This window comes from Streptomyces sp. NPDC048297 (genome assembly GCF_043201585.1).
GTDB lineage: Bacteria > Actinomycetota > Actinomycetes > Streptomycetales > Streptomycetaceae > Streptomyces.
This window is the reverse complement of the sequence record NZ_JBICZA010000019.1, coordinates 51,377-72,832: the sequence shown is the minus strand read 5'-3', so window position 1 is coordinate 72,832 and position 21,456 is coordinate 51,377. Positions and strand designations below refer to the sequence as shown.

General features: G+C 70.7%; 22 protein-coding genes. 6 read left to right on the top strand and 16 right to left on the bottom strand.

What is annotated here, in order from left to right:
• Positions 1-620: 620 nt before the first annotated feature.
• Genes ACGFYV_RS21785 through ACGFYV_RS21750 form a run of 8 tightly spaced genes read right to left on the bottom strand, consistent with a single transcriptional unit; the run spans position 621 to position 8,920 of the window.
• The gene (locus ACGFYV_RS21785) at positions 621-1,208 is read right to left on the bottom strand and encodes a DUF4913 domain-containing protein (protein WP_393880061.1); all 588 of its coding nucleotides are present in this window, start codon (positions 1,206-1,208) and stop codon (positions 621-623) included.
• Complete coding sequence (locus ACGFYV_RS21780; protein ID WP_393880060.1) at positions 1,201-2,937, bottom strand: type IV secretory system conjugative DNA transfer family protein; 1,737 nt, start codon at positions 2,935-2,937, stop codon at positions 1,201-1,203. Before ACGFYV_RS21780 ends, ACGFYV_RS21785 begins: the two co-directional genes overlap by 8 nt.
• Entirely contained in the window at positions 2,934-4,514 is a 1,581-nt protein-coding gene (locus ACGFYV_RS21775) for an ATP-binding protein (RefSeq protein WP_393880059.1), read from the bottom strand. Before ACGFYV_RS21775 ends, ACGFYV_RS21780 begins: the two co-directional genes overlap by 4 nt.
• A 24-nt stretch (positions 4,515-4,538) precedes the next feature.
• Complete coding sequence (locus tag ACGFYV_RS21770) at positions 4,539-5,990, bottom strand: SCO6880 family protein (protein ID WP_393880058.1); 1,452 nt, start codon at positions 5,988-5,990, stop codon at positions 4,539-4,541.
• Complete coding sequence (locus ACGFYV_RS21765) at positions 5,987-7,474, bottom strand: hypothetical protein (RefSeq protein ID WP_393880057.1); 1,488 nt, start codon at positions 7,472-7,474, stop codon at positions 5,987-5,989. Before ACGFYV_RS21765 ends, ACGFYV_RS21770 begins: the two co-directional genes overlap by 4 nt.
• Entirely contained in the window at positions 7,447-8,214 is a 768-nt protein-coding gene (locus tag ACGFYV_RS21760) for a hypothetical protein (protein WP_393880056.1), read from the bottom strand. The genes ACGFYV_RS21765 and ACGFYV_RS21760 overlap by 28 nt, the downstream gene beginning before the upstream one ends.
• A gap of 47 nt (positions 8,215-8,261) precedes the next feature.
• On the bottom strand, positions 8,262-8,549 hold the full coding sequence (locus ACGFYV_RS21755) for a hypothetical protein (RefSeq protein WP_393880055.1): 288 nt from the start codon (positions 8,547-8,549) through the stop codon (positions 8,262-8,264).
• A 5-nt stretch (positions 8,550-8,554) separates the two neighbouring features.
• Entirely contained in the window at positions 8,555-8,920 is a 366-nt protein-coding gene (locus tag ACGFYV_RS21750; RefSeq protein ID WP_393880054.1) for a hypothetical protein, read from the bottom strand.
• Between the two features lie 241 nt (positions 8,921-9,161).
• Here ACGFYV_RS21750 and ACGFYV_RS21745 point away from each other — a divergent pair, with 241 nt between their 5' ends.
• Positions 9,162-9,635, top strand: coding sequence for a helix-turn-helix domain-containing protein (locus tag ACGFYV_RS21745; protein ID WP_393880053.1), 474 nt, complete (start codon positions 9,162-9,164; stop codon positions 9,633-9,635).
• The gene (locus tag ACGFYV_RS21740) at positions 9,626-10,690 is read left to right on the top strand and encodes an NlpC/P60 family protein (protein ID WP_393880052.1); all 1,065 of its coding nucleotides are present in this window, start codon (positions 9,626-9,628) and stop codon (positions 10,688-10,690) included. Before ACGFYV_RS21745 ends, ACGFYV_RS21740 begins: the two co-directional genes overlap by 10 nt.
• A gap of 19 nt (positions 10,691-10,709) precedes the next feature.
• Here the strand turns inward: ACGFYV_RS21740 and ACGFYV_RS21735 are convergent, their stop codons facing one another.
• The 7 genes from ACGFYV_RS21735 to ligD all read right to left on the bottom strand — a co-directional run bounded on the left by ACGFYV_RS21735 (position 10,710) and on the right by ligD (position 16,365).
• A complete protein-coding gene (locus ACGFYV_RS21735; protein WP_393880051.1) occupies positions 10,710-11,252 on the bottom strand; it encodes a hypothetical protein in 543 nt (180 codons plus the stop codon).
• A 204-nt stretch (positions 11,253-11,456) separates the two neighbouring features.
• Positions 11,457-12,602, bottom strand: coding sequence for a hypothetical protein (locus ACGFYV_RS21730; RefSeq protein ID WP_393880050.1), 1,146 nt, complete (start codon positions 12,600-12,602; stop codon positions 11,457-11,459).
• Positions 12,603-12,725: 123 nt separating this feature from the next.
• On the bottom strand, positions 12,726-13,835 hold the full coding sequence (locus tag ACGFYV_RS21725) for a hypothetical protein (RefSeq protein ID WP_393880049.1): 1,110 nt from the start codon (positions 13,833-13,835) through the stop codon (positions 12,726-12,728).
• Positions 13,836-13,850: 15 nt separating this feature from the next.
• Positions 13,851-14,339: a relaxase/mobilization nuclease domain-containing protein gene (locus ACGFYV_RS21720; protein WP_393880048.1), complete on the bottom strand. Its 489-nt coding sequence runs from the start codon at positions 14,337-14,339 to the stop codon at positions 13,851-13,853.
• A 37-nt stretch (positions 14,340-14,376) separates the two neighbouring features.
• Positions 14,377-14,598: a hypothetical protein gene (locus ACGFYV_RS21715; RefSeq protein ID WP_393880047.1), complete on the bottom strand. Its 222-nt coding sequence runs from the start codon at positions 14,596-14,598 to the stop codon at positions 14,377-14,379.
• 367 nt (positions 14,599-14,965) lie between these two features.
• Positions 14,966-15,352 carry a VOC family protein gene (locus tag ACGFYV_RS21710; RefSeq protein WP_393880046.1) on the bottom strand — a complete coding sequence of 129 codons (387 nt, stop codon included), beginning with the start codon at positions 15,350-15,352 and terminating at the stop codon, positions 14,966-14,968.
• A 104-nt stretch (positions 15,353-15,456) separates the two neighbouring features.
• On the bottom strand, positions 15,457-16,365 hold the full coding sequence (gene ligD / locus ACGFYV_RS21705; protein WP_393880045.1) for a non-homologous end-joining DNA ligase: 909 nt from the start codon (positions 16,363-16,365) through the stop codon (positions 15,457-15,459).
• A gap of 64 nt (positions 16,366-16,429) precedes the next feature.
• Between ligD and ACGFYV_RS21700 the strand changes: the two genes are divergently transcribed.
• Positions 16,430-17,551: a Ku protein gene (locus ACGFYV_RS21700; protein ID WP_393880044.1), complete on the top strand. Its 1,122-nt coding sequence runs from the start codon at positions 16,430-16,432 to the stop codon at positions 17,549-17,551.
• An 88-nt stretch (positions 17,552-17,639) separates the two neighbouring features.
• Here the strand turns inward: ACGFYV_RS21700 and ACGFYV_RS21695 are convergent, their stop codons facing one another.
• On the bottom strand, positions 17,640-18,491 hold the full coding sequence (locus tag ACGFYV_RS21695; RefSeq protein ID WP_393880043.1) for a nuclease-related domain-containing protein: 852 nt from the start codon (positions 18,489-18,491) through the stop codon (positions 17,640-17,642).
• A 99-nt stretch (positions 18,492-18,590) separates the two neighbouring features.
• On the opposite strand from ACGFYV_RS21695, the gene ACGFYV_RS21690 reads away from it, so the two are divergent.
• From ACGFYV_RS21690 to ACGFYV_RS21680, 3 genes are all read left to right on the top strand, one after another.
• Positions 18,591-19,106, top strand: a complete 516-nt coding sequence (locus tag ACGFYV_RS21690; protein ID WP_393880042.1) for a dual specificity protein phosphatase family protein — start codon at positions 18,591-18,593, stop codon at positions 19,104-19,106.
• A gap of 252 nt (positions 19,107-19,358) precedes the next feature.
• Positions 19,359-20,192 carry a hypothetical protein gene (locus ACGFYV_RS21685; RefSeq protein WP_393880144.1) on the top strand — a complete coding sequence of 278 codons (834 nt, stop codon included), beginning with the start codon at positions 19,359-19,361 and terminating at the stop codon, positions 20,190-20,192.
• Positions 20,189-21,439: an ATP-binding protein gene (locus ACGFYV_RS21680; protein WP_393880041.1), complete on the top strand. Its 1,251-nt coding sequence runs from the start codon at positions 20,189-20,191 to the stop codon at positions 21,437-21,439. Before ACGFYV_RS21685 ends, ACGFYV_RS21680 begins: the two co-directional genes overlap by 4 nt.
• Positions 21,440-21,456: the final 17 nt, after the last annotated feature.

Genomic DNA, 21,456 nt, shown 5'->3' with positions numbered 1-21,456 from the left:
GTCGCCCTCCTCGACTTCGATTAACCGATCTGTCGGCTGTTCGCCTACGGAGTGTCCGCCCGTGACGCCTAAACGCTGACACTCTCCTAGTGACTTCTGATACGGCCGTGCGCGGCTAGACGCTGTTCAGCGGGTTCTGATCAGACCGTGTGCGGTGAGTTGTTGCTGGTGGCGGCCGTCCCCAACCGGCCGACGAGCGCCCGTCGTTCCCCTCGAATGGGGCGGGCGGGGTTTCAGCTGCGGCGCCGATCTGTGCACTGGCATGCGCGCACCTTCACGCAAAGAGAGCCATCCGCTGCGCCTAGGAAACGATGCGGATGGCTCTCTGAGCCCACCGACCATCAGTACAGGACGGGAGCCAGATCACCATATGACCAGGAACCCTCAACCCAAACGACTCAGTCCTGCCGCTGGCGCGCTCGTGTACTGCGCCGCGCTCTTCGCTGGCGTCGTCATCGTGGTCTTCGGGCACCGCACGCCAGTCGAGGCCTCGGGCTTCGTCTCGCCGTTCGTCGTCGTACTCCAGGAGGCGAAGTCCCGCATCCCGGGAGGCGATGGCCCCGAAGAACGCGGTCAGTAAACGCACGCGGCCCACGTAAGAGCGTGATCTGTCCCGCTCGTCAGGCGTCGTTCTGGCGCCAGGCGCTGGGCACCAGGCCGGGTATGCGGTGGTCGATCTGGTGCTCTCCCTTGGTGCAGCCCGCGAACGGGCCGGAGGAGCCGCGCAGTTCGCGCATGGAGGGGTCCAGGTGGTCGCGGTGCCACACGCTGGGCCCGGTGTAGCCGCAGCTGGCCGGGTCGGTCAGCTCCTGCCAGGCCAGCCACAGGGCGTGCAGCCGGGCGACGGCGACCGGGTGCTCGAACCACAGGTGGCACCAGCGGGCATCACTGCTGGGCTCGGCCAGGTACCCGGGGACGAGGACGCCTTCGACCCATTCGGTCAGGGCCCGCAGTTCGTCGTCGTACTGGGGCGGGTCGAGCAGCAGGATGAACGGCGGGTACTGCCACTCGTCCTCGGGGGCGTCCCCCCTGTCGGCTTCTTCGGCGCCGGCCGTCACATCGTCGGCGGAGGCCTCGTCCGCCTCCTCGCCCGCGCCCTCGGTGAGCGTCTGGAGCTGCGCGGTGAGCCGGGCGACCTGGGCCTTGAGGTCCTCGAAGTCCTCGAACAGGCCCACGGGGACCTCGAAGTCGGGTTTCTCGTCAGCCACGGCGGCCTGCCTTCCTCTCCTCGTGCGCCGCGACGGCCCGCTTGGTGATGGCGGACTCCTCGGCCTTCATCTGGGGGCCGATGTGGGCCATGGCCTTCTCCTCGTACCAGGGGCGCAGGGCGATCTGGGCGACGGGCATGCCGGTGGCCATGAGCAGGGCGGTGCCCTTGCGCATGGAGCGGATGTCGGCGGGGTCCATGACCTGCTCGCGCTGCTCGCTGACGGAGTAGGAGGAGCCTTCCTTGCTCTTGGAATACGAGCCGCGGTCGACGTAGTGGGCGCCGACCAGGCTGGAGACGTCGCCGGCGAACCGGGCGTCGTCGATGCCCACGCCGATCAGCTTGCGGGTGGCGGCGGACCACATGGCGTCCATGCCGACCTCGCCCCACGCTTTCACGCCCTGCCGGTAGGACTGCAGGATGACGAACGGGGTGATGCCCCGGGATCCGAGGTGGGAGTAGAGGTCGGGCAGGTCGGCGATACGGCAGATGTTGGCGGCCTCGTCCAGGACCGCGCGCATCGGCTCGGGCAGGCGCCCGCCGTTGCGCTCGCCCGCCTCGGCGGCGGCCGTGAACACGGCGTCCGCGAGTGCAGCGATCACCGCGCTCGCCGGACCGCCCTTCTTGGACAGCAGGTACAGGGTGTCCTTGCTGATGGCGAACGCCTCGGGGTCGAACCGGGGGTGACGCTCGTCCGGCGTGACCCACGCCAGCACCTTCTCGTCACGCAGCGCGGACACGGCGGTCCGGGCGTTCTGGTAGATCCCGGACTGTGTCTCCTCGGCGATGTTGATGGACGAGTCGACCTGCTCGGCGAGCACGGGTTCGTGCTGGTAGAGCACCCGCAGCGGGGCCTTCTCCTTCGGGTCGCTCAACCACTTCATGACGTCGCGGACCGTGCCGCCCTCCCACCAGGCGGCCCGGAACAGGCCGACCAGGAGGTCGCCCGCGGCCTGGGACCAGAACGGGTCGGCCTGTTCGGAGGTGATCTGGGTGACGAAGTGCGAGGCGAGGCGTTCGGCGCCCTCCAGTGTCTCCGCCTGGGCGATCATGTCCCACCACATCTGCCGCTCGACCTGGGCCACGCCCTGGGTGTCGAGGACCCAGGTCTGCCCGACGCGTGCGCGGGAGGCGAGGGTGGCCGCGTACACGTCGGCCTTGTTGGACGTCATCAGCAGGGCGCCGGGGGCCTCTTCGGCGACCGGGATCGCCAGGCTGGTGGACTTGCCGGCGCGGGGCGCCATGATGGCGACGTAGGTGTCCTCGTCGCTGCCGCGCAGCTCGACCCCGGAGGGCAGGTGGTCGCCGAGGAGCACGCCCCGGTCCCGCGCCGGGATCTCCTTGGGGTTGGTGTCCTTGAGGGAGGCGCGCAGCCGGGTCGCGGTGCGGGCCGCCAGCTTGGGGGTCAGCTCCCGCACCTGGTGCAGGGTGGCCAGGCTGGACGGGTTGCGGAACCAGCGGAACGCCCAGCGCAGGCCCCACACGACGAACACGATGACCGCCAGGTCCGCCACCGTGGCCCCGATCGCGGAAGCGGTCTGCGAGTGGGGCCATACGGCGGCCCAGTCGCCGGCCATGCGGTAGAGGGTGACCGGGGATGCGGGGGCCGCGTCCTCGCCCGTGAGGACGGCGCCGGCGGCGGCCCCGGCCCAGGTGGAGGCGGCCAGGGTGACCGCGCTGCCGGACGCGACGCCTGCCGCGGCCCACATCCGGTCGTTCTCGGTCATCATCGGCTGCCCACCCCCGTGGTCCTGCGTCGGTTGTTGTCCGTGCGGTACAGCCGCTGCTCTGTGGCGGTGAGTTCGAGCGCGGCCGCGATGCCCGGCCTCGTGCCCAGCTTGATCAGGTACTTGCCCCGGCCCGGGTGGCGGACGGCGTCCTCGTCCTGGGGGCGGCCCTCGTCGCCATGGGTGGGGTCGATGTCCAGGCCGGTGCTCGTCGCCGACGACCACGAGCCGATCATCAGGATCTCCTGCTCCGTCAGGGAGCGCTTGCCGGTGACCCGCTGCAGTTCCTCGGTGGTGCTCGCGCCGATCACCCACGTGTCGCACCGGTCCATCAGGCCGCGGGCCTTGGCCCGGTCCATCTCGGTGGGCAGCGCCTCGACGTCGAGCAGGGAGTGCGTGACGTAGATCGTGACGTCGTCGGTGGTGCGGTTCAGGCGGGAGATGGCGTCCATCGCGTCGACCAGGCCGGGGCCGCTGCGCAGGGCCCTCCACATCTCGTCCATGGGCAGCACGAGCTTGCGGTCCATCAGCCCGATGCTGCGGGCGGAGTCGATAGCGCTGTAGGTGTACGCCCAGGTCGCGATCATGCCCGCGCTCACGACATCGTTGCCGCGGGCCCGCAGCGCGGAGATGTCCACGGAGACGGCGGGCGCGTTGATGTCCAGCGGCACCGTGGTCGGCCCGTCGAACAGGCCCCTGAGGGGACCGCCGACCAGGTTGTCGAGCCCGGCGATCACCGAGCGGGTGAGGTCCTGGTAGCGGTCGCCTTCGGCGGACAGCTTGACCCGCAGCTCCTCCGGCGCCGCCCTCAGCACATGGGTCACGTCCGCGACGACCGGGTCACTGCCCGACTCCTGTGCGGCCGAAGCCAGTTGGACGGCCGTGTCGAGCGCGGAACGCTCGATCTCGTCCGGGGCCCTGCCCAGGCCGTGCTTGGTGGACAGCAGGGCGACCAGCGTCTCCAGGCGGCGCCCGTTGAGGACATCGAGCAGGGCCTGCCGGCGCTCGGCGGTCAGGGAGTGGGCGCGGCCCTTGAGCGGGCCGGAGTCCAGCGGGTTGATCCGGCCGATGCCGTCGCCGATCCGCACCACCGACCCGCCGAGTTCGCCGATCAGCTGGCTGTACTCGCCCTTGACGTCGCCGGGCACGCACACCATGTGCCCATACGCGGAGTACACGAGACAGATCCGCTTGACCAGCGCGGACTTGCCCGCGCCGGGCTGGGACATCACCCACACACCGGGGTTGGTGGTCAGGCGGCCGGTCCAGCCGGACGGGTCGACACACACGAGTTCGCCGGTCAGCACGTCCCGGCCGACCGGGACGCCGCGCGGGGGCAGTCCGCTGCCGAGGAGGAACGGGTAGATGCCGCCCGCCTGGGTGGTGGGACCGGTGTAGACGGTGCCGGAGTCCTCGACCGGGACCCGGCCGCCGAACCGGCCGCCCCACCCCAGCCGCGGCGCGAACCGCTGCTTCAGCTGCTTGGCCGTCTTGCGTTCCTCACGGCTCGGCGGCTGTTCGGCCACACGGGTCACCCGCTTGGGCGTGGTGACGACCGGCGGCCGGCTCTTGCGTGCCATCGGGGCCCTTCTCCTCGTCCCTCGTCAGTCCTTGACCAGCGGGTTGTAGCCCAGCGGCAGGCCTGCGGCGAACACCGCGGCCTGGGCGCCGAACGCGGGCCGCATCCGGATACCGCGGGTGGCCTTGACCGCCCGCTCGATCTCCTGGCGGGCAGCGGGCAGTTCGGCCGCGCTGCGGGCGGTGACGGTCACCATCAGCGTCCACTCCACGACCTGCGAGCCGCCGGCCACCTGGGCGGCCGCCGCCTCCGCCCGCGCCGCGTCCGCCTTCTGCGACCATTTCGCGCGGCCCTTGACCTCGGCCGTGGCCTGCGCCCGCTGGTGGGCGTGGCTGATCTCCCGCTCCAGCACCCGCTCACCCTCGTGCGGGTCCAGCACCCGGTAGGCAAGGGTGATGCGCCGCTGGTAGCGGCCCGGGGCCAGCAGTGGCAGCAGCACGCTGTAGGCGATCGGGCGGCGCGGCATCTCCCGCAGCACCCAGGACACGGACACCCCGCCGTCGTGGGCGTACTCCTCCAGGTAGTCATCGGCCGCCTGCGGCCCGCACTCCCCCCACTCCAGCTCCGCGAAATCCGCGTCACGGGCGTTGAACACGGCCGGGTCGTAGGCGCTTCTGACGATGCGCCGCAGGTCGACGTCGGTCGCGCGGCGCTCCACGTCCGTGCCCGTGCCGCTCAGGTCGATCGAGTCGACCACCCGCAGCACCTCGGCCACCTGCTCGGCCAGCTCCTGCGGCGGGTTGGCGGACGCCGCCGGGTCGACGGTGATCGTCATCCACGGGGCCACGCTCGCGGTGGCGTGCGGCGTCGTGCGCACCAGCTCGTCGATGACCTGGGAGGCCAGCTGCGGGGCACGCGGGTCCTTGCGGACCCGGACATCGTCACCGAGGGCCTCGCCGGCGCCCGGCGTGATCTGGATGGTGACCGTGGCACCCTTGATCTGCTCGTCCGTGCTCATCGCGTCCAGCACACTCGACCAGGTACGCAGGCTGCTCTGCACCGTGCCGGTCGGCGCCATCAGGCTGCCGCCCGGCGCCAGCAGCGTGGTGCCCGTCATGTAGCCGGTCGCCCGGTCGTGCACCACTCCCACGTTCCGGCCCGTCGTCGGGTCGTACGCCCGGATCAGCGTGGAGGAGGCGCCCACCCCGGGCAGGTCCAGCGCATACGGCAGCGGCAGCAGCACCCGCCGGTAGGAGGTGGCCTCGACCCGCGCCGTGCGCTTCCACGAAGCCTTCGCCCAGTAGTAGGCCAGCGCGGACATCCCGTGGCGGCGGGCCGCGGCCAGCCCGAACACCGCGAATGTCACCGGCAGGGTGACGACCAGGGAGGCGGGCGCCTGCGTCGCGATGACACCCACCGCGACCAGGACCACGGCCGCCACCATGGTCGCCGTCTTGGACAGGCCACCGAACCCGAAGGACTGCCGGGCCCGGAACCCCTCGACCATCAGCGGCCTCGGCACCTCGTGCCCGCTCACGTGTTGCTCCCGTTCTGCCCGCCGTTGTGGGCGGTGTTGTTGACGCCGTCCAGGACCTGGATGGCGACAGTGGCGCCACCCGTGGCGGCCGCGGCCGCCCCCTGCCCGGCACTGGCCCCCGTACTCGCGGCCGCGTCCTGCCCGGCCGACTGGGAGGGCACGCTCGGGGCCGCCTGGGCGTCACCGCCCTTCCCGCCCTCTCCGCCCGGCTCGGACGGGTTCTGGCTGCCCATGCTCTGCTGCACGCGCTGGGCGTGCGAGACCGGGTCGGCGGGAGCGCCGTCACCGCCGTCACCGCCGTGACCACCCTTGCCGTCACCGCTACCGCCGCCACCGCCGCTGCCCGCGCTCGCGCCGGCGCCGCCGCTGATGCTGTTGCCGAGGTAGTTGCCCGCCATGCCCAGGGCACCCCCGACACCACCGGCTGCCAGACCCGCACCGACGGCCTCGCCGAACGGCGCGAACAAGCGGGTGAGCGGCCCCGGGGCAATGACCGCGAGGATCAGGGTGGCGCAGCCGCGCAGCCACTCCGCGAGGGTCTGGCTCTCGCCGAACTCCGCGAACCCCGTGCAGATGATCACGGCGAGGATCGGCTTGTAGGCGATCACCACGCAGATCGACGTGATCAGTTTCGGCGCCCACTGGCGGGTGGTCTCACCACCGGCGCGGCCGCCGCCGGCCACCGGCAGCAGCAGGCACTGGATCGGGATGGCGGACTGCCGCAGGAAGACCAGGATCAGCTGGATGATGCCGACCAGCAGCAGAATCGCCACGATGCACAGCATCGTGATCGGGTTGGACACGCCCTCGGGCACCATGACCGTGACGATCCGGTCGTAGGCCTTACCGTCGAAGGTGGCGTTGACCAGGCTGCTGGTCAGCGCGTCCCCGGCCGACAACATCACCGCGACCAGGCCCACACCGACAGCGGACATGAAGGTGGACTCGACCCAGCCGAGCATGGCCCGCCCAACGTGCCTGCTCTGGCCGGTGATCGCCATCTTCCCGATCTGCCACATCGCCCCGAAGCTCGCGATGACCAGACCCAACCAGGTCAGCATGCCCGCCAAGGTGGCGTCCCGGCCGAACAAGCCGGTCTTCCGCAAGTCGAGCGATGGCCCCAGCAAGGAGAGGGTCAACACCTTCTTGATGACCCACTTCTCGGAGTCGGTGGCGGAGAGGATGACATCCCCCAGGAGCGACTCCTGCACGTCCTTCCAGGCCTTGTGGACCTTCTCCGAGACCTCTTTGCCGACCTTCTTGCAGATCCCGGCGTCCGTCTTCCCCTGGACGGCCCCGGCGATGGTGTCGAACAGACCCACGCCGGACGCCGTGCACGCGATGCGGACGCCTCCGCCGATCCACCCGTCACCGTCGTCGGCGGCCGCGGGCTGCGGAGCAGAGACCGAAACGCTCAGGGCCGCCACCAGGGCAAGCAGGAGCGCCGCCAGCCGCTTCATGACGCCGCCCGGATCGCTGTCCATCCTGCAGAGTTGAACTTCGCGTCACCGGGAGCTGCGCCAGCCGGTTCGGGTTGCCCGTCCGTCTGCTGTTTGGCGGCCACAATCGCCTCGCCCGACACCTTCCAGTCGCCGTGCTCCCAGCGTCCGGCGGCCAGACTGCGCGTGAGGGAGACGTCCTCCTTCTTCGTCTCGCCGTTCTTCTGAGCCACCCGACTCAGAAGCCAGACGCTGACCTCGCCAGAGGACTGCTTGACGACCTTGTAGCCGACCACCGTGGTACGCACATAGGCGCCGGACGGCAGCGCCGCCCCAGGGGCCACACCCATCTGGTTACGCAGTTCTTCGTCCGTCTGGGAAGCGTTCCGCTGCACCGCCTTGAGCGACGTGTCGTTGGTGTCCTGCGCGGAGACGTAGGAGTGATAGACCCTCAGCTGCTCAGTGAGCGTGGTCTTGTTGCCTTCGATGTCAGTGGATGCCGCAGCCGCCAACATGGCCACGGCGCCCTCGGCGGTGTGCGGAAAGCCGACCTGACTGCCGTGCTGGTCCGTCCGATCCCCCCGAGGCAACGCTGCCCAGTGATCCGGCTCGGTCCAGTCGCTGGGCACCGTGTAGGTCGGCTCGGGCCCGGAAGGTGCCGTGGCACTGGCGCTGGCACTGGGCTTCGTACCCGTGCCCTGATCGGAGCCGCCGTCGTCCCCGCTGAAGACCGCGTAGCCGGTCAGGCCGATCACACCGGCGAGGACCACGCCCGCGGCCCACATGCCCTTGCTGTTCCACGTCCCACGAGTTCGCGACACGTCAACCGCCCCTAGCCCGCGATGCCGTTGAGGATGGTGATCAGCGACCCGGCAAGCAGGATCGCCGCCACGCCGGCGCCCATCCACTTGAACGGCTCACTACCGCCGCCGTGCCTCGACTTGTCCGAGATCGCCAGCTTGAACACACCGAACCCGACGCCCCCCGCGCCCGCCAGGATCAGCAGCCACAGCCCGTACCCGAACAGCGTCGAGACCGGGCCGGACAGCCCGTCGATCTGCGTGGGCTTCGCCCCGGGGATCAGGCCCGCCAGCGTGACCATCTCCGTGGCCATCTGCATGCTCGTTACTTCCCTTCCATCTCGCGCCGCAGCCGGTGGGCGGCGGCCACAACGTCCTTGTCTTCAAGGGCTTGTTCGGCGCCCTCGACCGCGCGCAGCACCGCCAAGTACGGCACCGTCGACACCCCGGCCAGCCGCGACTGCAAGGCACGCACGCGGTAGCGGGCCGCCTGCACCGGACGCACGGGCGCATCGGAGATCAGCACCAGCCACGGGCGGGGCAGCCCGGCCGCCCAGCTGCGCAGCATGTGCTCCACGCACACCGCGCCGTACACCGTGGTGGCGGCCAGCAGCACCGGCTTCACCCCGTACGGCAGGGCCTCGCCCGGCTGCAGCATCCGGGCCGCGCCCACCTGCTGCGGGTCGAGCATCCGGGCAACCGTCGCCTCTGCAATTCCGTACCCATGCATCGGAATCAGCGCGTACTGGAGAACACCTGCGGGCCTCCCGTGCGGAATTGGTGTCTCCGAATGGGTAATCATGCCGCAACTCCCCCCTATCTGCGCTTATTTGTCCGTCTGCGATCTTGGGTCAGTGGGACTACAGAGGCTAGCGTGCATCACTGGCATATCTGAGTTGCAATTTCTACGCTCACCGGAGGTCAGGGAACAGGTGACGGTGTACGACGGCGCACGAGCACGCGCCCTGCGCCTCAGAGCAGGGATCAAAGTCGATGACCTCGCCATCGCCGCAGGGGTCAGCCCCAACACCATTCGCAGTTCCGAATCCGGCCATCACCAGCCACACCCCCGGGTCGCCCACGCTGTCGCGAAGGCCCTGGGCGTCACACTGGACGAACTCACCCCACTGGAACCACCACTGACTCTACGTGACATCCGTGGCAGGATCGGGCTCACCCAGACCGAAATGGCCATCCGGCTCGGCGTCGTCCGGCAGATGGTCTCCCAGGTCGAACGCGGAGTGACCGGCGTGCGCTCACCCGCGGCATGGGCCGACGCCTACGGCCTGACGCCCACTCAATGGGAGAGCGCCCGGCAGGCAGCGCGTGATCTAGTACGCCGGAAAGTCGCACACCAGGCACAACGCAACCGAAACGCGGCACGGGGGAACAACGCGTGGCAGTGATCATCAAGGTCGTCGGCGGCGTCGTCGCCTTACTCATGGTGGCCGTCATCGGCGTGGTGGCGCTGGTCCTCGTGGACGACGCCCAGGCCGACGAGATGTCCGACGGCGGGGGCGGCCTGCGAGGAGTCCCCGCCGAATTCCGGCCCTGGATCCTCCAGGCATCCAAGGACTGCAAGGAGCCCGGACTCACCCCGTCGCTGCTGGCCGCCCAGCTCTACCAGGAATCGAAGTTCAAGACCTCGGTACGGGAGGCGACCTCCCGCACCGGAGCGCAGGGACCGGCCCAGTTCATGCCCGGCACCTGGGCCACCTGGGGACGCGACGCCGACGGCAACGGCGCGGCCTCCCCCTGGGACATAGGCGACGCCGTCATGGCCCAGGGACGCATGATGTGCTCCCTGCTCGGACAGGCCAAACACAGCGGCTACAGCGGCGACGTCCGCGCCCTCGCCCTCGCCGGATACAACGCCGGCTGGCAGCGGGTCGAGCAGTTCCACGGCGTACCGCCGAAATCGTTCGCCAACGGCGAGACCTACAACTACGTGCAGATCATCCTGTCCACCATGCCGCGCTTCGAGGGACCCGGTCTCGTGGAGATCACCGGCTCCGGCGACGGCCCCGACGCCGTACGCAAGGCCGCCACCCGCATCGGCACCCCCTACGCCTGGGGCGGCGGCGGACCCGCCGGCCCGAGCACCGGGTTCTGCGACGGCACCAGCGGCTACCTCAACGGAAAATGCTCCGCCAGCACCACCACCGGCTTCGACTGCAGCAGCCTGGTGCAGTACTCCTACTGGCCCGACCTCAAGCTCCCGCGCACCGCGGCCGCGCAGTACGGCGCCACCTCCGACCACGCGGTCTCCCGCCACGACCTGAAGGTGGGCGACCTGCTGTTCTGGAGCCACGGCAACTCCTCCGGGTCCATCTATCACGTCGCCCTGTACGCCGGTGACGGCAACGTCATCCAGGCACCACGCACCGGCCGCAACGTCGAACTCGCCCCCCTGACCTCCGCCATGCCGGAGAGCGACTACTACGGCGCCACCCGCCCCTAACCCCCGCCGAATTGGTCTCCTACTGGTCCTCCGCTTCCCAGAAGAATGTGTCTCCCGTCAGGCCGGCGGGCCAAGGTGTCTGGTGAGTACGGATTCTTTCAACTGGGACTGTGCGTGGGGGGATCGGTTCACCGCGGAGGTAGGCGCCCAGGCAGGCGGTGGCGTCGCGGCTGAGGTGGATCCTGTCGACCCGTCGTTGTTCCCAGGTTCTGGTGTCGTCGGGAAGGGAGAGGGGCATCAGCAGGCAGTTTTCCCTGACTCGGTCACGAAGGCTGGAATCGGGAACGCGTTGCATCAGGACTTGGATGGCCAAAATGCGCTCGTGGAGTAGGCGTTTGCGGGCTTCGTCGTTTGGGCCGGATCGGCGGGCGTCGCGTTCTATTTCGAGGAGCTCGGTAAGCGCCGCCTCGGTTGCCGTGGCCGCGCGTGTCTGGCGTTGCTCATTACACGCTTGAGCTGCTTGTTGGCGCTGAGCAATGACTGTGGACCAGATCGAAAGGCTTCCTCCGATCATGGTTCCTGCCAGGCCGAATGCCGCTCCCGCCCACACCGATGAGTCCATCCGAGCGTCCTTCCCGAACGGTGGCAGGCTGACTCCGGGTGGGGTTGGACCGTCCAAGGAAGTGGGGCGCTCCCTTGGACGACCGATCGCCTCCTGACGCCGAGGACGTGGACGTGGGGACCTGTGTGGTCGTTGGGGCTCATGCCTTCGCGTGTGTGCCGCAGCCCTGATCGGGGCTGCGGCACACACGCGTTCGGGGAGCGTCTACCGGGTCTTGCCAATCCTCCGGTCGCGCCCCTCCTGCCGGAGCGGGGCCGTCGCCGGACCGGCAGGAGGCGCACTCTTCGCCGCCCGCCCCTTAGCAGGGCCCGCGGTCGTCGACTGTGCCCTCGCCGCCCTGGTGTCGACCCGTACCGGCGCGGCCTCCACCACCTCGCCCAACGGCCGACGCAGCGCAGCATTGGTGGCCTGCACCAGCCGGGAACCGAGCTGCGGCCCCGGCCCCTTCTCCCACGAGAGTTCCTGCGTCAGCCGCGCGAGGTGCTCGCGCACCGGCTTGTCCTCGCTCTCCATCTGGGCCATCTGCGCGGCCAGTAGCGGCCACTGCCGGTGGTTCACCAGCACGGCGGCATCGCGCTCCCGCCTGGGCATCGCCTCGTGCACCCAGCCGACGTACCGCTCGTTGTCGCGCGTCTTGAGGGCCAACTGCCGAAATGCGCGCTCCCTGTTGGACAGATCGAGATCGGGCGGCAGACTCAGCCCGCTCGTCAGCGGCCCGTACGACAGCAGCGCGTCCCGGCTCGTCGCGGGCACCTGCGGCGCACCCAGCACCTTCGCCACCGCCTGGTCGACGCCCAGGCCCTCGTCGTGCGCGGACGCGAGCAGACCCCGCACGTCGACACCGCTCTTGTCCATCTCCGCCATCTGCGCAGCCATGTCCGGCCAGGCCGGAGAGGACAGGATCGCCTCACGCACCGGCCCCGCCGGCAGCGTCTCGCGCAGCATCCGCTCCCAGTCCCCGGTGCCCTCGCGGGCCACCCGCTCGGCGTTCGCCGCGACCTGGTCCCGCACGCTCACCGCGATCTCGCCGACCCGCGGCAGGAACTCCTCCAGGCTCACCCCGGCCTGCCGCAGCGCAAGCAGCTGCTGAGCCGTCTGCGCCCAGTCCTCCCCGGACATCAGGGCGTTGGAAATGTCCGACGGGAACAGCCTCTTCAGGTCCTCGGCCGTCTCGCTCATGGCCTGCTCGGCAGGGGGCAGTTCCTGCTCCGCTTCCTGCTCCCGCTGCCTCTGCCTCTGCCGTCGCACCGCATCGGCAATGGCCATCATCAACCGCACGGCCGTGACCGCGGTCTGCACCGCCTCACCGGCCGCCTCGGAGAACGGCTCCCCCGGCGCGGGTGTCCCCATCTGTCTTGTCCCCTCGTTAGCGAGTCCTGCGTGGACCCTTGGACTGTTCATCGCCGGGCGGCCGCCGCCTCAGTGCCGACGTGCCCGGTCCCTGGGCCAGACCCCGCTTCCCACCGCCCGCGTTCAGCGTCGATGGGCTCGCCGTGACGGTAGTGGTCGACGCCGAACGCCGCTGCCGCCACCATCCATCCGCCATGTCAGCACCTCGGCCATCAAGTCCGCAGTGCCCAATTCCCGCCGACCCGCTACCGCCGCCAGCACCTCCCCCGGGTCCTCGCCTCTCTGCTCGAAGTCCATCAGCCGCTCACGCAGCGCCGGCCATGCGGGATCCTCCAGGATCGTGCGCGCATGCTGCGGAAAGGCCCGCTGGACCACGCCGACCATCAGCCGCTGACCGGCCGCGCTCGCCGTCCGCTGACCGGCACGACCGCGGGCAGAAGCCGACTTGGAGCGCGGCCGGTACTCCCGCGCCGCACCCGCTCCGATGGTCACCTCGACCGCCTCGCGCAGCAGTCGACCAGCCCGCCCTGCAGCCCGCTCCTGGACCCGATGCTGCTGCGCCTCGTGCCAGCGGCGCGACGCCTCCACCGCCGTCACCAGAGCCAGCAAAAACCCCAGTGCCGCCGTCGTGTCGCTGCGTCCCACAGACGCCGACGCCTGCGCCAGCACCTGAGTCGACTCCCGGTACAGCTCACGCGCCTGACCCTCCAGATCACGGGCGGTCGGCGCACGCGAAGCGCGTTCGAACTCCGAAGCGGCCTGGCGCATCTGATCGCGCACCACGCGCTGAGAAATCACCGCCGCAACCACGATCAGATCTCCGAGAGCCGCCACGTCCCCGGCACCCTGGCTCAGTCCTCCCGCTCCCAACTGCGAGGCCGCAGCCCGCACCTTCTGCTCTGCCACCTGCCACACTCCCGTCGGCGCAGCCGCCGATCCCACGGCCTGTCGCTGCCACCGCTCGCGCATCCGTGGCAGCGACAGATCCGGCGCCAAGCGGGCGCCGGAGAACCACACTGGCGTCTGCGCCGCATTGCGGTCGCCCGGCAGGGCCACGGAGTAGCCGGTCACGTTCCCGTCCGGCGCGATCCGCTGCTGCACGCGCAGCCCAGCCGCGCTGAGCCGGGCGAAGAAGTCGCTGTCATTCGTGGCCGCTGCAGACGCCTCCCGCACCGCGCGCTGAAGCGTCACGCGCGGGGCCTCGATGAGACCGCGCCTCTGCGCCTTCTCCATCTCCCCCGCCTTACGTCACCGGCTCGCGGTCTTGTCTCCATGGGTCAGGCGGCGCAGCCCGAACTCAGCCTCGAACCCGCGCGCCGCCTGCTGCATCTTGATGATGTCCTGACGCAGATTGGGCTGCCGTCCGTCCTGGCGCGCCTTGGTCGCCACGATGTGGCTGTGGTCCTCGGCATGCCGGATCGCCACCCACCGGCAAGCCTGATCATCGCCATGCTCCGCGATACCGGAGGCGTGCATCATCTCGCACGCCACCCGGGCCCACTCCGCATCGGAAAGGACCCGGTCCTCAGGCGCGTTGCGCACCGCCACGTGGTACACGTGCCGGGACGGCTTCTTACCCGGAAGAGCGTGCACTGGGGCATCGAGCAACAGGGCCAGATCGGCGATGGTCATGTCCGGCGAACGTGCCGGGTCTTCGACGTAGGGATCCCACGGAGCAACCATGTGGGCGTCAGTGTGCTCGTCACGCTTGCCCAGGCCGTAGAGGTGGAACAGCAATCCGTAGGTGTCGATTCCCCCCTCGCCTTCTTCGGCATCACGAGCGCGGACGCCTCTCTCGCATCACATGAAGAGTGGCCTCGTCGACTCGGCGGATCGCCTCCAGCAGCGCTTCAAAAAAGGCGCTCAGCTGCTCATCGGTCACGGTGCCGTCCGAGTTCAGTACGCGCGCGACCTGGTCCAGGTTGTTGCCTGCGCGACCCAGCCGGCCACGAGAGCGAAGGAGTTCCTGGAGCACGTCCTTGGCGTCGGCCGACACGGGCACGACCGTCTCCCTCGCCACGGCCAGCGCGGCGGCGCCGACCCAGACGCAACGGCGGCGCTGTCGCGGTCGGCTGCCGCGCGAACGAGCGTCAGCTCATCGTCGTCGTAGGAGACCTTGATACGGGTATCGCGCGGCCCTCCGGCCTCGCGTTCACGGCGGCGCGCCACCGGGCGCCGGCTGCTGTTCCCCGCCGTCAACTCCGTCACGGTGGCGTCCCCTCCCCCCCCACACCCCGGTCCGTGCCCGGACCAAGATCGACGGTTGCCAAACCCTAGTGCAGCCCCGTCACCGATCTCCGGTGACTGGGCCCAGTAACTACTACTAGACGCGGGCGACGGGCCCTGAGTCGGGGCCGGGGGCGTCAGGTTCCGGCGCTGCCGTACGGCCTGGTCAGGATTTCCAGGTTGTGGCCGTTCGGGTCGTTGAAGTAAGCCCCCCGACCGCCGTCGTTGTGGTTGATCTCGCCGCGGCGGTGGTGGTGCGGGTCCGCCCAGAAGGCCAGGCCCGCGTCGCGGATGCGGCGGAAGATCGTGTCGAAGTCGTCCTCGGAGACGAGGAACGCGTAGTGCTGGGGGTTGATCGAGTCAGCGGTTTCCATGTAGTCCAGCGTCACGCCGTTCGGTATCTGCACCGGGACGAACGGACCGAACTCCGGTGCCACCTCCAGACCCAGCAGATCCGCGAGGAACCGTGCGGACGCCTTCTTGTCGTGTGCGGCGACGATCGTGTGGTTGAGTTCGACTGCCATCGGTCGGCCTCCTTCCCCCTGGGGAGTCCTCTGGGCAGCGAGGACCCTCTTCCACGCTAGCAATCGCCCCGGAACGTGCCATCCGTCTGTGGTCCTATCCCCGCTCAACGCGGCAGTTCCACCGACCGTCCCGGGTCCAGCAAGGGCGCCCACAGGTCCCCGTACTCCCGCACCCGCGCGACCACGTCCTCGGGCAAGAACGCAAGCCCTCCTCCGGGCCTCTCTACAAGAGCCCCCGAGCCCGCGCACTCCCCCACCTCCTCCCACCCCACCGGCGCCGACACCCTCTCCGCCTCCCGCGCCCGCACGGTGTACACCGTGGCCGTCGTCTTCCGGGCCGCGTTCTGGCTCCAGTCCACGAACACCTTCCCCGCCCGCAGACTCCTCGTCATCCGGTGCACGACCAGCCCCGGCAGCGCCCGTTCCGCCTCCACCGCCACGCCCTTCGCGTACGCGCTCGCCTCCTCCGACGAGCATCCGCGCACCGCCGCCAGCAGGTGCAGCCCCTTCGAACCGGCGGTCTTCGCGTACGGCTCGATCCCGTCCGCCGCCAGCCGTTCGCGCAGCCACAGCGCGACCTCGCAGCACTCGGCGATCGTCGCGGGCTCCCCGGGGTCGAGATCGAAGACCAGCCGGTCGGCGACGTCCGGCGCCTGGACCACCCACTGATGGGTGTGGAACTCGGCGACGAGATTCGCCGCCCACACCAGACTCGCCAGATCCTGTACGACCACCATCCGCGCCGGGCCCTCCGACCGGGGCACCTCGGCGGTCCTGACCCACTCGGGCGTACCCGGCGGCACCTCCTTCGTGAAGAACACCTGACCTGGCGGCCCGTCCGGATAGCGCAGGAAGGACACCGCCCGATCGCGCAGATGCGGCAGCATCACGTCGGCGACCGTCGCGTAGTAGTGCAGCAGCTCCCCCTTGGTGAAGCCGGTCTCCGGATACAGCACCTTGTCCAGGTTACTGAGCGCGACCCGCCGCCCCTCCACCTCTGTGATTGGCGTCATACCATGACAATCCCAGACAAGAACCGGACAAGTGGGATCAATCACGGAAGGAAGGGTGCGGCACGTGCGATCCATATGGAACGGCGCCATCTCCTTCGGCCTCGTCAGCATCCCGATCAAGCTCGTGAACGCCACCGAGAGCCACGCGGTCTCCTTCCGTCAGATCCACACCGAGGACAACGGCCGCATCCGCTACCGCAAGGTGTGCGAGCTGGAGGACCGCGAGGTCGGCCAGTCGGAGATCGGCAAGGGGTACGAGGACGCGGACGGCACGATCATCCCGATCACCGACGACGACCTCGCCCACATCCCGATCCCGACCGCCCGCACGATCGAGATCGTCGCCTTCGTCCCGGCCGACCGGATCGACCCCCTCCAGATGGACGCGGCCTATTACCTGGCCGCCGGCGGAGCCCCCGCCGCCAAGCCGTACGTCCTGCTCCGCGAGGCCCTCAAGCGCAGCAACAAGGTCGCCGTCGCCAAATACGCCCTGCGCGGCCGGGAACGCCTCGGCATGCTCCGCGTGGTCGGTGACGCCATCGCCATGCACGGCCTGCTCTGGCCCGACGAGGTACGAGCCCCCGAAGGCGTCGCCCCCGACGCCGACGTCACCGTCCGCGACAAGGAACTCGACCTCGCCGACGCCCTGATGGACACCCTCGGCGAGGTGGACCTGGACGACCTCCACGACGAGTACCGCGAGGCCCTGGAGGAACTCATCGCCGCCAAGGCCGTCGGCGAGACCCCGCCCGAGGTCCCCGAGCCCGCTGCGGGCGGCAAGGTCCTCGACCTGATGGCGGCCCTGGAGAAGAGTGTCCGCGAGGCCCGCGAGTCCAGGGGCGCGGAGCCCGCCGAGCAGGCCGAGGTCCGCTCCCTCCCACACCGCCGAACGGCGACTCCCAAGGAGACGGGCGGCAAGAAGTCGACGTCCACCGCGAAGAAGACGACGCCCGCGCGCAAAGCGGCCTCCGCCTCCGCACGCAAGTCGACGTCCAAGTCCGCCGCCGAGACCCCCCGGAACGAGACCCCCAAGAAGACGGCAGCAGCGAAGACGGCGGCGAGGTCGACGGCGAAGTCCACGGCCAAGACGTCCAGCACAGCCGGCACAGCCAAGGCAGCCAAGACGGCCGAGAAGGCAGAGAAGGCCGCGCCGAAGAAGGCGAGCAGCCGGAAACGCACAGCCTGACCCGTCCCGCCTTCCGACGCGTCCGACGCGTCCGACGCGTCCGACGGGTCCGACGCGTCCGACGGGTCCGACGCGTCCGACGGGTCGGCTACACCCTCCCCCACGTGTTCCGGTCCCTCGCCATCGCGTGCAGGGCCTCCACGTCCCCCGGCTTCAGTATGCCGCCCAGCCGGGCCAGCTCCTCCAGGTCCGTGTCCTGCATGATCCGGACGGAGCGCGGGGCGGCGGTGACGCGGAGGTCGGCGGGGCCGGCCAGGGCCAGGACGGGGCGGACCTCGGCGGTGAGGGCGTAGGAGGCGCGGTCGGCGGTCGAGCGCAGGAGGCGGAGGAGGGGCTCGGGGGCGCGGCGGGCGACGGTGATCATGGGGTCGGCGACCAGGACGCGCTGCTTGTGGGCGTAGAGGGCGTGGACGACGAAGAGGCCGGCCGGGCCGATGAGCAGGTGGTGGATGCGGTCGCCGCCGGGGAGCGGGACGGAGTGCAGGGTGTGCCAGCCGGCGCCCTCCAGCCGGTCCAGGGCCTCGCCGATCGTCTGCTCGGCGGTCAGGGCGCGCCGGCGCGGGTCGGGGCGCAGGCGGGGAAGGTGGCGATGGGCGCGGGCCGGGTCGAGGGCGAGGGTGTGATCGAGGTCGCGGTCAAGGTCGCGGTCAAGAGCGACGAGCAGGGCCTCGCCAGGGCGGTTCGGGGCCAGGTCGTCGTCCGGGTGCAGGGTCAGCCGGGCCAGTTCCGCGGGTGTGGGCACCGGGGGCGGGCCCACGGTCACCGGGCCCGCCACGAAGGCTTTCAGGGCCTTGAGCACGTCCTCACGGTGCGCCTCGTCGATCAGGTTGACCCGGCCCGTGTCACGGTCGTACCAGGCGAGATTACGTCCGCCCAGGTCGCAGACGTACAGCCGTTCACGACCGTGCCGCCAGGTCGGCACCACGCGCAGTCCGCTCATGCGCCATCACCCCTCGACCATGGGAACAGGCGGGGTGCTGCTGGGGCAAGAACCCGGCTACTTTGGAGGTGACCCGGCGAGGGGAGTGGGGAGGCGCCGTTGCGGACGCGCGGAATGCAGCCCGACGTACCGGCTCCGGCCAGCCCGTGGAGCGAGATCGTGCCCGGCCTGTGGATGGGCGGACATGAGTTCCGGGGGCGTTCGGGGCGGCTGGAGACGGCGGTCGTGGGCGATGAGTTCGGTCTGGTGCAGACGCTGCTGCGGCTGCCGGGGTACGGGCCGCGGCCAGGGGTCGAACATCATGTGTGGCCGATTCCGGACGGCCCGCTGGACGGGACGGAGCTGGCGGGGGTGATCCGGCTGGCCGGTGCGGTGGACGAGGCGCTGGACGCCGGCCGCTCGATCCTGGTCCGCTGCTACCACGGTTACAACCGCTCGGGGCTGGTCGTCGCGCACGCCCTGGTCCGGCGGGGCAGCTCCACCGAGGAGGCGATCGAGCTGATACGCGCCCGTCGCTCGCCCTGGGCTCTGCACAACCGGCTGTTCGTGGAGTACCTGCGCGCCGGGCTGCCCACCGCCCGGCTGCTGGAGGAACTGGGGGAACCCGCCGAGTAGGCGAGGGCCAAGGGTCAAGGGCGGAGGGCCGAGGACCGAGGACCCAGCGCCGAGGACCGAGGGCGCCCGCGGGGACGGACCAGACGGACCAGAAGGACCTGGCGGAGCAAAACGGACTTGCCTACGAATATGGTGTACAGGGCAGCCATCACCCCCGAAACCCCAGGAGCACCGAGCACCGTGTCAGCCCGTCGCCTCGTGCACACCGCGCGTTTCATACGGCGCGTACGACCCGTGCACACCGCGCGTCTCATACGGCACGTACGACCCGTGCGCGCCGCTCTCGCCGCCGCCGTCGTCGCCCTGCTGTCGACGACGGTGGCCGGCTGTGGCGACTCGGGCGGGCTGGACGCGGCCGGGGCGACGCCGACGGCGACCAGTCCGGCGAAGCTGTGGCCAGACCTGCGGCCCGCGTCCAGCCCGGCCTTCCCCTACGACGTGGCGAACAGGGCGATCGTCAAAGGGATCCCGGTGCCCGGTGACGACATCCGGGCCGTCGATCCGGTGGACGTCGTGGAGGCGGAGATCGCCGCGCATCCCGACGACTACGGGTCGAAGGGGGCGTACCACGCGACGGTGGACCGTGTGAAGGAGTGCCGTCCGGGCGGGGACCGGGCGCGGTGCCCGCTGCTGAAGGCCTACTACCGTGACCTGACCGGGGACGGCCGGGACGACCTGACGCTCGGCTTCCGGCTCTTCCCGACGAACCAGACGGCGGTACGGGTGTACACGGTCGAGAACCACAGGCTGGTCCAGGTTCTGGCCGACAACGACGCGATCGTCGGGGTGGAGCTGGCCGGGAACACGGTGATCGAGCGCTCGCCCGCAGAGATCCCCGGGTACGAGTACCGGACGACCTGGACGTGGGACCCCGAGCAGCGGGCGATGGTGTTCTCCCGGGACGAGTTCCTGCGGACCGGCGGGGGGCGGCGCAGTCACACCCCGACGTCCTCCGCGTCCCCGTCCGCCTACCCGTCCGCCCTGATGACGGAGGGCACCCCCTCCGTCGCCCCGCCTCCGTCCACCTCGCCGTCCGCCTCGACGTCCCCGCCTCCGTCCGCCTCCCCCTCCGCGAGCGCGCGATGAGAGTCGCGTTGCCCCGGTGGGCCGGGACCCTCGCCGTGAAGGCGGCCGCGTTCGTCGCCGTGATGTGCTGCGCGCTGGCCGCGCTGCTCGGTGTCCTCGTGCATGTGTCGGTGACCGACCAGACCGTCGGCCAGGCCCGTGACCAGGCGCTGGCCCGGCTGGAGGACGCGACGCGGGCGTACGAGGCCGGGGACGCGCTGCTGCCCGGGGCGGCCCTGGATCCGGCGGGGCTGCCCGCCTCGCTCAGGGACCTCGCCCTGTCCGGGGAGCGCGGCACGATGGTCACCACGCGGCAGGGGCGGCCGACGATGTGGGCGGCGGGCCCGGCGGACGGGCACCGGGCGCTCGCGGTGGAGATCGACTACTCGCAGCAGGCCCGCACGATCGACGGGCTCGACCGTTCCATCCTGTGGTCGTCGGTGCTGGCCATCGGGGCGACGGCGCTCGTCGGCGCGTGCGCGGTGACCCGGGTGACCCGGCGGCTGCACGGCACCGCCCGGGTGGCGCGGCGGATCAGCGCGGGCGATCTGGACGCCCGCGTGAACGATCCCCGGACCATGGATCCGACCCGCCCCCAGGACGAGGTGGCGGTGGTGGCGGCCGCGCTGGACTCCATGGCGTCGAGCCTGCAGAGCAAGCTGCTGAGCGAGCAGAGGTTCACGGCGGACGTGGCCCATGAGCTGCGTACGCCGCTGACCGGGCTGCACGCCGCCGCCGAGCTGCTGCCGCCGGGGCGGCCGACCGAGCTGGTCCGGGACCGGGTGGCGGCGCTGCGCACGCTCACCGAGGACCTGCTGGAGATCTCCCGCCTGGACACCGGCCGGGAGCGGCTGGACGTGGACGTCGAGGAGCTGGGCGCGCTGGCCGAGCGGGTGGTGCGGGCCTCCGGGACCGACACGCGGGTGCGGGTCGTACGGGACGCCCGGGTGGAGACCGACCGGCGGCGCCTGGAGCGGGTGCTGGGGAATCTGGTGGCCAACGCGCACAAGCACGCGGCCCCTCCGGTGGTGCTGACCGTGGACGGGCCCGTGGTGACGGTGCGGGATCACGGGGGCGGGTATCCGGGGTACCTGCTGGCTCACGGGCCGCAGCGGTTCCGTACCGAGGGCGGGGCCAAGGGGCACGGGCTCGGGCTGACCATCGCGCTGGGACAGGCGGAGGTGCTGGGCGCGAGGCTGTCCTTCACGAACGCGGGGGACGGGGGCGCGGTGGCCGTGCTGCGGCTGCCGGTGGCAGAGGAGGGGTGAGGGGCCCGGTGTTCCGT